This is a genomic window from Streptomyces sp. 6N223, assembly GCF_052246635.1.
In the GTDB taxonomy this organism is placed as follows: Bacteria; Actinomycetota; Actinomycetes; order Streptomycetales; family Streptomycetaceae; genus Streptomyces.
The window spans coordinates 35,490-47,766 of record NZ_JBQQCA010000036.1 but is presented as its reverse complement, the minus strand read 5'-3'; the positions used below and the strand labels follow the sequence as shown (position 1 = coordinate 47,766).

Sequence of the window (12,277 nt, the reverse complement as noted above, 5' to 3'; positions counted from 1 at the left end):
CGGGAGCCGGGCCGCCCCGCGCCGTCGATCACCGCCGCGATCAGGGCCAGCGCGGCCACGCCCATCAGCGCCAGCCACCACAAGATGTCCACAATTGTGACGGTACCCCGGGCTGGTGATTCCGCCCACACCGGCCGGCGCACAAGGGGCGACGGCGCCTCTCGCGACTTACAGTCGTTCGAACCCCACCACGGAGGTTCCCCTCTTCATGAAGCTCACCGTCGTCGGCTGCTCGGGTTCATTCCCGTCCGCGGACTCGGCCTGCTCCAGCTACCTGATCGAGGCCGAGGGCTACCGGCTGCTCCTGGACATGGGCAATGGCGCCCTCGGCGAGCTCCAGAAACACATCGGGCTGTACGACATCGACGTGATCGCTATCAGCCACCTCCACCCCGACCACTGCATCGACATGTGCGCCTACTTCGTGGCCCGCTACTACCGGCACGAGGGCGGGCGCTGCGACCCCATGCCGGTCTACGGCCCGGCGGGCACCGAGCGACGGCTGACCGCGGCGTACGCCGACACCCCGTCGGACCACTCGATGAGCGAGGTCTTCGAGTTCCGCACCCTCACTCCGGGCGGCGACTTCCGCCTCGGGCCGCTGACGGTGCGGACCGCGCAGGTCAACCACCCTGTGGAGACCTACGGCTTCCGCGTCGAGCACGGCGAACGGGCGTTCTGCTACTCGGGAGACACCGGCTCCTGCGGGTCGCTCACCGAACTCGCCCGGGGCGTCGACGTCTTCCTGTGCGAGGCGTCGTTCACCCACGGCAAGGAGGACGTGCCGGGCCTGCACCTCAACGGCAGGCAGGCCGGGGAGTGCGCGCGCGCCGCCGGCGCGCAGCGGCTGGTGCTCACCCACATCCCGCCGTGGACCGACGCCCAGGTCAACCTCGGCGACGCCAAGGCCGTCTTCGACGGCCCCGTCGAACTCGCCCGCCCCGGCGCCGTTTACCACATCTAGCCACGTCCGGACCGCTTCCCGGATCGCGTCCGGATCCCGTCCGGATCGCGCCGACCGCACATGTATGTGCGAGCGCTCGCGGGCTAGGCTCCCCTCCATGGCACGTATCGATGGCCGTGAGGCCGACCAACTCCGTCCCGTCACCATCGAACGCGGCTGGAGCAAGCACGCCGAGGGTTCCGTCCTGATCTCCTTCGGCGACACCAGAGTGCTGTGCACCGCCAGCGTGACCGAGGGCGTCCCGCGCTGGCGCCGGGGCGGCGGCGTCGGCTGGGTCACCAGCGAGTACGCCATGCTGCCGCGCGCCACCAACACGCGCGGCGATCGCGAGGCCGTGCGGGGCAAGATCGGGGGACGGACCCACGAGATCTCGCGGCTGATCGGGCGTTCGCTGCGGGCCGTCGTCGACTTCAAGGCGCTGGGCGAGAACACGGTGGTCCTCGACTGCGACGTGCTCCAGGCCGACGGCGGCACCCGGACCGCCGCCATCACGGGCGCGTACGTGGCGCTGGCCGACGCCGTCGGGTGGGCGCAGCGGCAGAAGCTGATCAAGGGCAGGGCACAGCCGCTGACCGGCAGCGTCGCGGCGGTCAGCGTCGGCATCGTCGGCGGCATGGCCATGCTGGACCTCGCCTACGAGGAGGACGTGCGCGCCGAGACGGACATGAACGTGGTGTGCACCGGCGACGGCCGGTTCGTGGAGGTGCAGGGCACGGCGGAGGGCAAGCCGTTCGCCCGGGGCGAGCTGGACGAGCTGCTCGACCTCGCCGTGGCCGGGTGCGCGCAGCTGGGGGACACGCAGCGGGAGGCGTTGCGGTGAGGGGCCATGGCTTAGCGAGGGCAGGCGCGCTGGCGCTGACGGTGACGCTGGCCGCCGGGGCGAGCACCGCCTGCGACGTGCAGCGGGCCGTGGACTGCGCCGTGCTGGCGCTCGAGGTGTCGAACGCCGGCGACCGCGTCGCCGAGGCCGTGGCCACCTCCGTCATCGAGGACGACGCCGACGCCTTCCGGGAGCTGGCCGAGGACATCGAGGAGCTCCAGGACCGGGTCCAGGACACGGACGTGCGCGAGGCGGCCGAGTCGGTCGGCGAGGCGGCGGAGAACATCGAGCAGGCGGTCGAGCGGGGCGAGACGCCGGACCTGTCGCCGCTGGTCGACGCCACGTCGGAGCTGACCGGTGTCTGCACGCCCTCGGACGGTGACAACTCCTAGCCTTCGCACCCTTGACCGAGATCTCGAACCTGCCACGGAATTTCGAACCCACCCCTTGACGCTGGCCGAAACGCGTCCCTAACGTTTCTGCGCGACCGGTTGACTGCGTAGTCAGCCGGGGAGGGGTTCGGCCGCGTGCCGGCTGTGCTGGGGAAGGAGCCGGTGGTGACCCGCAGGGTGTCGATGGTTGACGTGGCCCGCGGCGCGGCCGTCTCGCAGAAGACCGTCTCGCGCGTGGTCAACGGGGAGCCCCATGTCAGCCAGGCGGTGCGCGAGCGGGTGCTGCGGGAGATCGAGCGGCTCGGCTACCGCCCGAACGAGTCGGCCCGCGCCCTGGTGACCCGGCGTTCGCGCCGCATCGGCATCGTGACCACCGGCACCTCCTACTTCGGGCCCGCCGCCGTCCTCCGCGGCCTGGAGCGGGCCGCGCGCGGCGCCGGATACTTCGTCAGCGTCGTCCACGCCGACGAACAGGACGAGGACGAGGCGCGGCGCTCGGTCGTCCACCTGGCGAGCCAGGGCGTTGACGGCATCGCGGTCTCCGCGCCCGTCGGCGTCGTCGACCCCACCGCCTACGTCCCCGCCGGCATTCCCGTCGTCCGCATCGATCCACCGGGCCCGGAGGATGCGGGCGCGATGGTGGTCGGCGTTGACAACGCGGGCGGCGCCCGCGCCGCGACCGAGCACCTGCTCGCCCTCGGCCACCGCACCGTCCACCACATCGCCGGCCCGCCCGGCTGGGCCGTCACCGGCGACAGGATGCGCGGCTGGCGCGCCGCGCTCCGCGCGGCCGGTGCCCCCGAGCCCGAGCCGCGGCACGGCGACTGGTCCGCCGCCGCCGGCTGCCGCGCCGCGCGCGAGCTGCTGGCCACCACCCCCGATCCGGCCGCGGCACCCACCGCGGCGCCCACCGCGTTGTTCGTCGCCAACGACCAGATGGCCATCGGCGCCATGTACGCCATCGAACGCGCCGGCCGCCGCGTGCCGCACGACATCAGCGTCGTCGGCTTCGACGACATCCCCGAGGCCGGCTACCTCTCCGTCCCGCTGACCACCGTCCGCCAGGACTTCGACGCCATCGCCGGGCGCGCCATGCGGCGGCTGATCGCCGCCATCACCGGCGCGCGCGACCCCGGTCAGGCCGCCCCACCGGACACCGCCTCGGCGGCGGGCCCGGTCCAGCTCGTGGTGCGCGAGAGCACGGCGCCCCCGCCCGCCCACAGGCATCGACCCCCGAAGACCCCGACGCCCCGCATATCCGCGACATCGCAGCAGAGGGAGGGACGACCATGACCCCACATCCAGGCGCGGCGGGTACGACTTCCGCTGGCAGCTCCCTGGGCGCCCTCGCGGTCTGGAACCTCCTCAACAGCTACAACCACTTCCTGTGGCCGCTGGTGCTGATCTCCGACACCGACCAGTACACCCTGCCCCTCGGCCTCAACATCCTCTTCCGCTCTGAGAACCGGGCGTTCGACATGGTGCCGCCCGGCGCCGTGCTCGCATCCGTGCCGACGATCCTGGTCTTCCTGCTGCTCCGAAAGCAGCTTCTCGAAGGACTCTCCACCGGCGCCGTCAAGGGCTGAACCGACGGCCGAGTCACCACACTGAATCGAAAGGACTGGCTGCCTGACATGGCAACCCTCCCCAACCGCGTGCTGTTCGGCGCTGCCTACTACCACGAGTACCACCCGGCGAAGATCTCTCCCCGTCTCGACGAGGACCTTGACCTGATGGCCAAGGCGCACTTCAGCGTGATCCGCGTCGGCGAGTCCGTCTGGTCCACCTGGGAGCCCGAGGACGGGGTCTTCGACCTCGACTGGCTCCAGCCCGTCCTCGACGGCGCCCACGAGCGCGGCATCCACGTCGTCCTCGGCACGCCCACGTACGCCGCCCCGCCGTGGCTCGCGCGGCGCTACCCCGAGATCAACGCCGAGCGCCGCACCGGCCGGCCCATCGGCTGGGGCATGCGGCAGGAGATCGACTACACCCACCCGGCGTTCCTCTTCCACGCCGAGCGCGTCATCCGCAAGATCGCCGCCCGCTACGCCGACCACCCGGCCGTCATCGGCTGGCAGGTCGACAACGAGCCGGGCGAGGAGATCTTCCACAACCGCGGCGTCTTCCAGCGCTTCGTGGACCACCTGCGCCACACCTACGGCTCCATCGAGGAGATCAACGAGCGCTGGGGCCTGACCTACTGGTCCCACCGCCTGTCCACCTGGGCCGACCTGTGGACCCCCGACAACAACGGCCAGCCCCAGTACGACCTGGCCTGGCGGCGTTTCCAGGGCTCCCTGACCACCGACTTCATCGGCTGGCAGGCCGACGTCGTGCGGGAGTACGCGCCCGCCGGACACTTCGTCACGACCTGCATCTCCTACGGCCGCCCCACGGTCAAGGACGAGGACGTCACGCGGCGGCTCGACGTGACGGCCGGGAACCCCTACTACCGGATGCAGAACAGCCTCGAACTCCCGCCCGTCGAGCAGCCGGAGATCAAGGACTGGGCCTCCCTCGGCACCTGGGCCCTCTACCTGTCCGCCGACCGCATGTACTCCTCCCGCCAGGAGCCGTTCCTCGTCACCGAGACCAACGCACAGGCCATCGGCGGCTCCTGGCTCAGCGAGCCGGCGTTCGACGGCCAGTGGCGCCAGGCCGCGTGGGCACTGATCTCGCGCGGGGCGCGGATGATCGAGTACTGGCACTGGCACACCATCCCCTACGGCGCCGAGACCTACTGGGGCGGCATCCTCCCGCACAGCCTGGAGCCCGGCCGGATCTACGCCGAGCTGGCGGGTCTGGGCGAGGAACTGGAGCGCGCGGGCTCGCTGGTCGCGGGCCTGACGCCGGACGCGGACGTGGCGTTGCTCTACTCCAACGACACCAAGTGGTACCTCCAGGGCACGCCGATGCTCTCCCACCCCGACAGCAGACCGGACCGCGGCTCCTACGAGGCCGCCTTCGACGCCTTCTACCGGGGCGCCTTCGACGCGGGCCTGCAGTCCCGCATCGTCCACCCCTCGCAGACCTTCACCACCGACCCGGCGGACTTCGCCGCCTCGCACCCGGTGCTGGTCGCGGCGGCGTACCTCACGGCGACCGACGCCGAGCTGGAGTGGCTGGCGCGCTACGCCGAGGCGGGCGGCCACCTCGTCCTCGGCATCCGCACCGGCTACGCCGACGAGGAGGCGCGGGCGCGGCTGGAGCGCAAGCCGGCGTTCCTGACGGAGGCGTCCGGGGTGTGGTACGAGGAGTTCTCCTCGCTGCGGCGCCCGCTGCCGGTGGCGGGAGCCCTGGAGGGGAACGCCACGCGCTGGCTGGATGGCGTCCAGCTCGTGGACGGCGAGGTCCTCGCGAGCTACGAGCACCCGCACTTCTCCCGCTGGCCCGCGATCACGACGCGCGAGCACGGCGCGGGACGGGTGACGTACGTCGGCACGGTGCCCGATGCCGCGCTGGCCGAGTCGCTGCTGAGCTGGTGCGCCCCGGCCGCCATCAGCGGCAACGCCTGGCGCCCGGCCGTCCCCAGCCAGACCGTCACGAGCGCGACGGCGGCGGACGGCAGCACGCGGCTGCGCTTCGTGCACAACTGGTCCTGGGAGCCCAGCACCTTCACGCTGCCGGGCGCGGCCCGGGACGCGGTGACGGGCGAGGAGCTCCCGGCCGGGCACGAGCTCGCGCTGGGGGCGTGGGACGTGCGGGTGCTCGTCGGTTAGAACCACCTGACCTGCACATGGACCAGCAGATCGCCGCGGCCCCCGTCCCCGGCGCCCAGGCGTCTTGCGCCGAGGCCGGGGAGCCGCAGCGTGCCTGTGCGCTGCCCCGGAGGGATGGGGACGGTCCTCACGCCCTCGAGCGTCGGCACCTCGATCGTGCCGCCCTGACGACTGAGACGACGCGAAATCCGCCGCGTGAGGTGGAGATCGTCGCCGCGCCGCTCCAACTCCGGATGGGGCAGCTCGCGGACCTCGACGTAGAGGTCGCCGGGCGGACCGCCGCCTGGACCCATCTCGCCGTATCCGCCGACCTTGATGCGCGTCCCGCTTCTCACCCCGGCCGGGACCGTCAGGGCGAAGGAGCGGCGGTGGGGCACGCGGCCGTGACCCGCGCAGGTGGGGCACGGCGGTCTGACCAGGCCTGAGCCGTCGCATACGCGACATGGTTTTGGCCCGGTGTCCAGTTGATGGGCGGGCATGTACGTCCCCATTTTCACCGGGTCCCTCCCGTGGCAACGAGGGCAGGTGACCAGCGGCGCCTCCAGGACGGCGCCGGCGCCGTCGCAGCGATCACACGTGACGGCGGCGCTGACCTGGATCTCCTTGGTCGTGCCGAGCGCCGCCTCGGCAAGGACGAGGTCCAGCCGGATCAGGGCGTCCTGGCCCCGCTGGAGACCGCCCCCTCCGCCAAGCGCAGCCTTGAGTCTCCGGGCGTGAAGCCTCTCCATGAGGGACGCCAACTCCTGCCGCTTTCGCCGAAGCTCCTCCGGAGACTCCACAGGCTGTGGCGGCACCGGCACCGGCACCGGCACCGGCACCGGCTCGGGTTCCGGCAGCACCGGCGCGGCGCGGATGCCGACCCGAGCGAGGGTCACCTGGTACTCGACGTCGGCCCACATGCGCGGGGTCTGGCGCGCCCCCTCGCGCCGCACCCGCTCGTACACGTAGTGGTACAGCTCGGCGACGGTGATCCTGCCATCCCCGTCGCCGTCCGCCTCTCCGGTGCGCAGGCCCTCGATCAGTGCGCCCGTGAAGCGCGACGGCTGCGGCTCCGCCGCCTGGAGGCGTTCGCCCTCCCAGGCGTACTCCGTGCGGTTCGTCGCCGTCAGGATCACCCGCCCCCGTCCCGACAGCTCCTCCTTCACCGCCACGTAGTCGTCGCCCTTCGCCCCCGGCAGGAACGCCCCGCTGTAGCAGCAGTCCAGCAGCACCACGACGGTGCGCGCCCGGCACCGCTCCATCAGCTCGTGCAGGAACGCCGCCGAGACGGCCGTGGACGCCGGAAACTCCATGTCCGTGTCGGACACGGCGAAGTGCAGATGCCCCTCGTCGTCCTTGATGCCGTGGCACGAGAGGTGCAGCAGCAGCACGTCGTCCCGCCCCCGGCCCCGGAAGAACCGCTCCAGCGCGCGCCTGACCTCGTACGACGTCGCGTCCACCAGCCGCTCCACGCCGAAGCCGCCGACCGCCGGGTCGCCGAGCACCGCCGCCAGGCCCTCGCAGTCCTGGCGGGGCGAGCGCAGCGGCCGGAACGCCGGGCTGTCGTAGGCGCCGTTGGCGACGAGTAACGCCGCACGGCGGCCCTGGGGACCGTCCACGTCACTCCTGGGTCGCGCCCGCGTTCACGAACGCCTCGATCAGCCGCTGCTGGTCCTCGGGAGAGGCGTGACCGAGCTCGATGCTGCGGCCGTCCAGCTCCACCTTGACGGTGCGCAGCGGCCGGTTCCGCAGCCAGGTGTCGATCAGTTTCACCACCTGGCGGACGAGCACCGGCGCGACCGTGACGACGAGCGCGCCCACGGCCACCACCTCGCCGGACTTGGCGCCCTCGGGCGCCTCGGCGCCCGAGCGCGCCAGGCTCACGTCCTCGACGTCGAGTTCGAGCAGCTCGCGCCGCAGCGATCCGGTCAGCCGGGCGAGCTCCTCGGCGTCCGTATCGTGAGTGCCGACCAGCTGAACGCCCAAGTCCATGGCGCCTGTGCTCATGTACTGCCCCCTCTTCAGCCAGGAGGAGTCAGTTTAGGCGCTGGGACCGGGCGCGGATCGTTCAGCGCGCAGCGCCCCTGTGGCACCGTCGTGCCATGACCGATCCCGTGACCCCTGTGACCGGCTTCCGCTTCTCGTACAACATCTTCGGCATCGAATCGCTCACCTCCTTCACCGGGACCTGCCGCCGCGCCGAGCGGCTCGGCTACGACACGGTCTTCGCCGCCGACCACCTCGGGATCGCCTCGCCCTTCCCCGCGCTGGTCGCGGCGGCGGCCGCGACCCGGCGCCTCCGGGTCGGGACGCTCGTGCTCAACGCCTCCTTCTGGAACCCGGCGCTGCTCGCCCGCGAGGTCGCCACCGCCGACGTCCTCACCGGCGGGCGCCTCGAACTCGGCCTCGGCGCCGGGCACATGAAGTGGGAGTACGAGGCGGCGGGCATCGAGTGGGAGCCGTTCGGTGCCCGCGCGGAGCGGCTGGAGGCGCTGATCGGCGAGCTGGGGCGGCTGTTCGCTGCCGAGGAGGGCTACGCCGAACAGGCGGCGCTGCGCGAGAACTTCGGCATCCCGGTGCTGCGGCCCGTCCAGCGCGGCGGCTTCGGCGGCCACGGCCCGCCGCTGATCGTGGGCGGCACGGGCGACCACATCCTGCGGATCGCCGGCGAGCGCGCCGACATCGTGAGCGTCGCCGGGGTGTTCCAGCTCAAGGGGAAGCCGCCGGGGACGATGCGGATCGCCACCGCCGAGGAGGCCGACGAGCGGGTGGCGTTCGCCCGGCGGCAGGCCGGGGAGCGGGCCGGGCGGGTCGAGTGGCACGCGCTGATCCAGCTCGTCGTGATCACCGACGACCGGGCGGGCGCCGCCGGGACGCTGGCGGAGCGGTTCGGGCACATCCTGTCCGTCGAGGAGATCCTGGGCTCGCCCTTCGTCCTCCTCGGCACGGTCGAGGAGATCGCCGACCAGCTCCTCGCCCAGCGCGAGCGCTACGGCTTCACGTACTACACCGTCCACGGCCCCTACATGGAGGCGTTCGCCCCGGTGATCCCGCGGCTCAGGGCCGTGGGCTGAGGCGGCAGAATCGGTGGCATGCAGCGTCTCGTACTCGCCACCCGCAACGCCCACAAGATCGCCGAGCTGCGCGCCATCCTCGCCGAGGCCGCCGAAACCGCCGGCCTGAGCGGCGTCGAGCTGGTCGGCGCCGACGCCGTGCCCGGCGCGCCCGACGTCGCCGAGACCGGCGTCACCTTCGCGGAGAACGCCCTGCTCAAGGCGCACGCCCTCGCGCGGGCCAGCGGGCTGCCCGCCGTCGCCGACGACTCCGGACTGTGCGTGGACGCGCTCGGCGGCGCGCCGGGCGTCTTCTCCGCCCGCTGGGCCGGGAGGCACGGCGACGACGCGGCCAACCTGGAGCTGCTGCTCGCCCAGCTCGCCGACGTGCCCGACGCCCACCGGGGCGCCCACTTCGCGTGCGCCGCCGCGCTCGCGCTGCCCGACGGCACCGAGCGGGTCACCGAGGGCCGCCTGCGCGGCATCCTCCGCCACGCCCCGGCGGGCGACGGCGGCTTCGGCTATGACCCGATCCTCCAGCCGGAGGGCGACACCCGCACCTGCGCCCAGCTCACCCCGGAGGAGAAGAACGCCATCAGCCACCGGGGGCAGGCGTTCCGGGCGCTGGCCCCGCACATCGCGGAGCTCATCGGGAGCCGGAGCCGGAGCCGGAACCGGAGCCGGTGAGATACGCCGAGACCACGACGTTGGCCGAGTAGGCGCGGCGGTCGGGGTCGTAGGAGCCGCCGCAGGTGATCAGGCGCAGCTCGGCCGCGCCGGGGTCGCGCGGGCCGTAGACGTGGCCGGGGTCGAAGTCGTCCCGGTCGATCACCTCCACCTCGCCGACGGCGAAGGTGGCGGTGCTGCCGTCGGCGCGGGTGACGCGGACGCCGTCGCCCGGCCGGAGCGTGCTCAGGGCGTAGAAGACGGCCGGCTCGGACCGGGTGTCGACGTGCCCGACGAGCACCGCCGCGCCGACCGCGCCCGGCGTCGGGCCGCCGGCGTACCAGCCCACCGCCTGCGGGGTGTCGAACGGCGGCGGCGCCACCCCGCCGTCCGCGTCCACGCCGCGCGCCACGATGTCGGCGCTGACGCCGATCGCGTCGATCTCCAGGCGGCGCGGCGCGGGGGCGCCCGCGAGGGGCGCGGCCCGCACGGTGGGGGCGCCGCCGCCGAAGACCGGGCCGTCGGTGAGGTGCAGGCCCCACGCCCACAGGGCGAGCAGCAGCAGTGTCCACGTCACGCAGGAGGCGAGGCGGTGGACCACGGGGCTCCTATCTGCCGCCCTTCCGGCGCGGGCGGCGCCGGACGGCGAGGAGCGTCGTGCTGGAGACCAGCGCGCCGGAGAGCAGCGCGAGACCGGCCGGGCCGATGCTCAGGCTCGCGCCGGCCGACGCCGGGCCGCCGGCGGCCGTGCCGCCGCCGCCCGCGCGCACCGGCGCGGTGGGCGTGGGCTCGCCGAGGCGCCCGTAGCCCTGGCCCTGGCCTTGGTCGTGGCCCTGGGGCGGCTCCTGCGGCTCCTGCGGCTCGTGCGGCTCCTGCGGCTCCTGCGGCGCGTCAGAGGAGCCGGGGAACTCGGGCGATCCGGGCGCGGGCTCGCCCGCGTCGCCGCCCCCGTCATCACCGCCCCCGCCCCCGCCCTCGCCTCCGACGCTGATGCGGCCGGTGAGCCTCGCCTCGTCGCCGTCGCAGGACACCTCGACCGGGTACTCGCCGGGCGGCACGGTCGACGCGACGCGCGCCTCACCCATCAGCCCGCCCGCCGCCCCGTCCGCCGGGGCCAGCGTCGCCTCCGCCACGAAAGCCGCCGAGCGGGCGACGCCGTGCGCGTCCTCGCACCCGGTCACCCGCAGCTCGACCTCGTCGCCGGGGCGCGGGCCGGCCGGGGTCACCTCCACGGCACCCGGATCTTCCTGTGCCGCCATGGCCGGGTCGGTGGCGACGCCCGCGGCCAGGGCCACGAACGCGGCGCTCACGATGAGTCTGAGGGACATGCTCCGACGGTCCCCCCGCGCGCGACCCGCCGCATCCCGGCGCGTCCGGACGAGTTACGCCGCGTCAGCTCAGACGCGGTCGACGAGGTCCGCGATCGACTCGGCCACCGTCATCGGGCGGAAGGGGTACCGGTCGATCTCGTCGCGCTGCGTCACGCCCGTCAGCACCAGGAACGTCTCCATCCCGGCCTCCAGACCCGCGAGCACGTCCGTGTCCATCCGGTCGCCGATCATCGCGCTCGTCTCCGAGTGCGCGCCGATGAGGTTGAGCCCGGTCCGCATCATCAGCGGGTTGGGCTTGCCCACGAAGTACGGCTCGCGGCCGGTCGCCTTGGTGATCAACGCCGCCACCGAGCCGGTCGCCGGCAGCGCGCCTTCGGTCGAGGGCCCGGTGTTGTCCGGGTTGGTGGCGATGAACCGTGCCCCGGCGTTGATCAGGCGGATCGCCTTCGTCAGCGCCTCGAAGCTGTAGGTCCTGGTCTCGCCCAGCACCACGTAGTCCGGGTCGGCGTCGCTGAGCACATACCCCACGTCGTGCAGCGCCGTGGTCAGCCCGGCCTCGCCGATCACGTACGCCGAGCCGCCGGGCCGCTGGTCGTCGAGGAATCGGGCGGTGGCCAGCGCCGAGGTCCAGATCGACTCCACCGGCACCTCAAGGCCCATCCGGGCCAGCCGCGCGCCCAGGTCGCGCCGGGTGTATATCGAGTTGTTGGTCAGCACCAGGAAGGGCTTGCCCGACTCCTTCAGGCGCTTGACGAAGCGCTCGGCGCCGGGCACCGGGACGCCCTCGTGGATGAGGACGCCGTCCATGTCGGTCAGCCAGGACTCGATCGGCTTGCGCTCGGACATGACAACCCCCCGGCCCTACAGTCCCAGGTCCCGGATCAGCTTGGCGACGTGCCCGGTGGCCCGCACGTTGTACAGCGCCTGGGCCACCTTGCCCGCCTCGTCGACGATGACGGTGGAGCGGATCACGCCGGTGACCGTCCTGCCGTACATCGTCTTCTCCCCGAAGGCGCCGTACGCCGTGAGCACCGACTTGTCCGCGTCGCTGACCAGCGTGACCTTCAGGTCCTCCTTCTCCCGGAACTTCGCCAGCTTCTCCGGCTTGTCGGGGGAGACGCCGATCACGTCGAACCCGGCGCCGGCCAGCAGCCCGAGGTTGTCCGTGAAGTCGCAGGCCTGCTTGGTGCAGCCGGGCGTCATGGCGGCCGGGTAGAAGTACACGATGACCGTGCGGCCGCGGCGGTCGGCGAGGGACACCGGCTGGCCGTCGGCATCGGGCAGGGTGAAGGCGGGGGCTTCGTCCCCGGGCTGCAGACGCGCGCTCATCGCGGCTCCTCGTCGTGTGGGTGC

The 12,277-nt window shown here is 73.1% G+C and carries 14 protein-coding genes; 8 read left to right on the top strand and 6 right to left on the bottom strand.

The window, feature by feature from the left end:
- Window positions 1-208 precede the first annotated feature (208 nt).
- From ACTWQH_RS21615 to ACTWQH_RS21590, 6 genes are all read left to right on the top strand, one after another.
- Window positions 209-964 (top strand): MBL fold metallo-hydrolase, encoded by a 756-nt coding sequence (locus tag ACTWQH_RS21615; protein ID WP_443288318.1) that lies wholly within the window; start codon window positions 209-211, stop codon window positions 962-964.
- 97 nt (window positions 965-1,061) lie between these two features.
- The gene (gene rph / locus ACTWQH_RS21610; RefSeq protein WP_443288317.1) at window positions 1,062-1,784 is read left to right on the top strand and encodes a ribonuclease PH; all 723 of its coding nucleotides are present in this window, start codon (window positions 1,062-1,064) and stop codon (window positions 1,782-1,784) included.
- Entirely contained in the window at window positions 1,781-2,176 is a 396-nt protein-coding gene (locus ACTWQH_RS21605; protein WP_443288315.1) for a hypothetical protein, read from the top strand. The genes rph and ACTWQH_RS21605 overlap by 4 nt, the downstream gene beginning before the upstream one ends.
- Before the next feature lie 165 nt (window positions 2,177-2,341).
- Window positions 2,342-3,469 carry a LacI family DNA-binding transcriptional regulator gene (locus ACTWQH_RS21600; protein ID WP_443288314.1) on the top strand — a complete coding sequence of 376 codons (1,128 nt, stop codon included), beginning with the start codon at window positions 2,342-2,344 and terminating at the stop codon, window positions 3,467-3,469.
- Entirely contained in the window at window positions 3,466-3,762 is a 297-nt protein-coding gene (locus tag ACTWQH_RS21595) for a hypothetical protein (protein WP_443288313.1), read from the top strand. Before ACTWQH_RS21600 ends, ACTWQH_RS21595 begins: the two co-directional genes overlap by 4 nt.
- 48 nt (window positions 3,763-3,810) lie before the next feature.
- The gene (locus ACTWQH_RS21590) at window positions 3,811-5,895 is read left to right on the top strand and encodes a beta-galactosidase (protein WP_443288312.1); all 2,085 of its coding nucleotides are present in this window, start codon (window positions 3,811-3,813) and stop codon (window positions 5,893-5,895) included.
- Here ACTWQH_RS21590 and ACTWQH_RS21585 read toward each other — a convergent pair.
- The gene (locus tag ACTWQH_RS21585) at window positions 5,892-7,493 is read right to left on the bottom strand and encodes a caspase, EACC1-associated type (protein WP_443288311.1); all 1,602 of its coding nucleotides are present in this window, start codon (window positions 7,491-7,493) and stop codon (window positions 5,892-5,894) included. The two genes, ACTWQH_RS21590 and ACTWQH_RS21585, sit on opposite strands and share 4 nt — an antisense overlap.
- Before the next feature lies 1 nt (window position 7,494).
- Window positions 7,495-7,881 (bottom strand): hypothetical protein, encoded by a 387-nt coding sequence (locus tag ACTWQH_RS21580; RefSeq protein WP_443288310.1) that lies wholly within the window; start codon window positions 7,879-7,881, stop codon window positions 7,495-7,497.
- Window positions 7,882-7,976: 95 nt separating this feature from the next.
- Between ACTWQH_RS21580 and ACTWQH_RS21575 the strand changes: the two genes are divergently transcribed.
- On the top strand, window positions 7,977-8,948 hold the full coding sequence (locus tag ACTWQH_RS21575; protein ID WP_443288309.1) for a TIGR03621 family F420-dependent LLM class oxidoreductase: 972 nt from the start codon (window positions 7,977-7,979) through the stop codon (window positions 8,946-8,948).
- Between the two features lie 18 nt (window positions 8,949-8,966).
- A complete protein-coding gene (gene rdgB, locus ACTWQH_RS21570) occupies window positions 8,967-9,614 on the top strand; it encodes an RdgB/HAM1 family non-canonical purine NTP pyrophosphatase (protein WP_443288308.1) in 648 nt (215 codons plus the stop codon).
- Here the strand turns inward: rdgB and ACTWQH_RS21565 are convergent.
- The 4 genes from ACTWQH_RS21565 to bcp form a co-directional block, all read right to left on the bottom strand.
- Window positions 9,574-10,194, bottom strand: a complete 621-nt coding sequence (locus ACTWQH_RS21565; RefSeq protein ID WP_443288307.1) for a class F sortase — start codon at window positions 10,192-10,194, stop codon at window positions 9,574-9,576. The genes rdgB and ACTWQH_RS21565 overlap by 41 nt on opposite strands.
- Before the next feature lie 7 nt (window positions 10,195-10,201).
- Window positions 10,202-10,921 (bottom strand): hypothetical protein, encoded by a 720-nt coding sequence (locus ACTWQH_RS21560; protein WP_443288306.1) that lies wholly within the window; start codon window positions 10,919-10,921, stop codon window positions 10,202-10,204.
- Window positions 10,922-10,990: 69 nt separating this feature from the next.
- Window positions 10,991-11,770, bottom strand: a complete 780-nt coding sequence (locus ACTWQH_RS21555) for an HAD-IIA family hydrolase (protein WP_443288305.1) — start codon at window positions 11,768-11,770, stop codon at window positions 10,991-10,993.
- Window positions 11,771-11,785: 15 nt separating this feature from the next.
- Window positions 11,786-12,253 (bottom strand): thioredoxin-dependent thiol peroxidase, encoded by a 468-nt coding sequence (gene bcp / locus ACTWQH_RS21550; RefSeq protein ID WP_443288304.1) that lies wholly within the window; start codon window positions 12,251-12,253, stop codon window positions 11,786-11,788.
- Between the last annotated feature and the right edge of the window lie 24 nt (window positions 12,254-12,277).

Excerpts from the sequence above, each read along its gene's own strand:
- rdgB (WP_443288308.1), top strand. The coding sequence starts at position 8,967 with ATGCAGCGTCTCGTACTCGCCACCCGCAACGCCCACAAGATCGCCGAG.
- ACTWQH_RS21615 (WP_443288318.1), top strand. The coding sequence starts at position 209 with ATGAAGCTCACCGTCGTCGGCTGCTCGGGTTCATTCCCGTCCGCGGAC.
- ACTWQH_RS21590 (WP_443288312.1), top strand. The coding sequence starts at position 3,811 with ATGGCAACCCTCCCCAACCGCGTGCTGTTCGGCGCTGCCTACTACCAC.
- ACTWQH_RS21580 (WP_443288310.1), bottom strand. The coding sequence starts at position 7,881 with ATGAGCACAGGCGCCATGGACTTGGGCGTTCAGCTGGTCGGCACTCAC.
- ACTWQH_RS21575 (WP_443288309.1), top strand. The coding sequence starts at position 7,977 with ATGACCGATCCCGTGACCCCTGTGACCGGCTTCCGCTTCTCGTACAAC.
- ACTWQH_RS21595 (WP_443288313.1), top strand. The coding sequence starts at position 3,466 with ATGACCCCACATCCAGGCGCGGCGGGTACGACTTCCGCTGGCAGCTCC.
- rph (WP_443288317.1), top strand. The coding sequence starts at position 1,062 with ATGGCACGTATCGATGGCCGTGAGGCCGACCAACTCCGTCCCGTCACC.
- bcp (WP_443288304.1), bottom strand. The coding sequence starts at position 12,253 with ATGAGCGCGCGTCTGCAGCCCGGGGACGAAGCCCCCGCCTTCACCCTG.
- ACTWQH_RS21560 (WP_443288306.1), bottom strand. The coding sequence starts at position 10,921 with ATGTCCCTCAGACTCATCGTGAGCGCCGCGTTCGTGGCCCTGGCCGCG.
- ACTWQH_RS21555 (WP_443288305.1), bottom strand. The coding sequence starts at position 11,770 with ATGTCCGAGCGCAAGCCGATCGAGTCCTGGCTGACCGACATGGACGGC.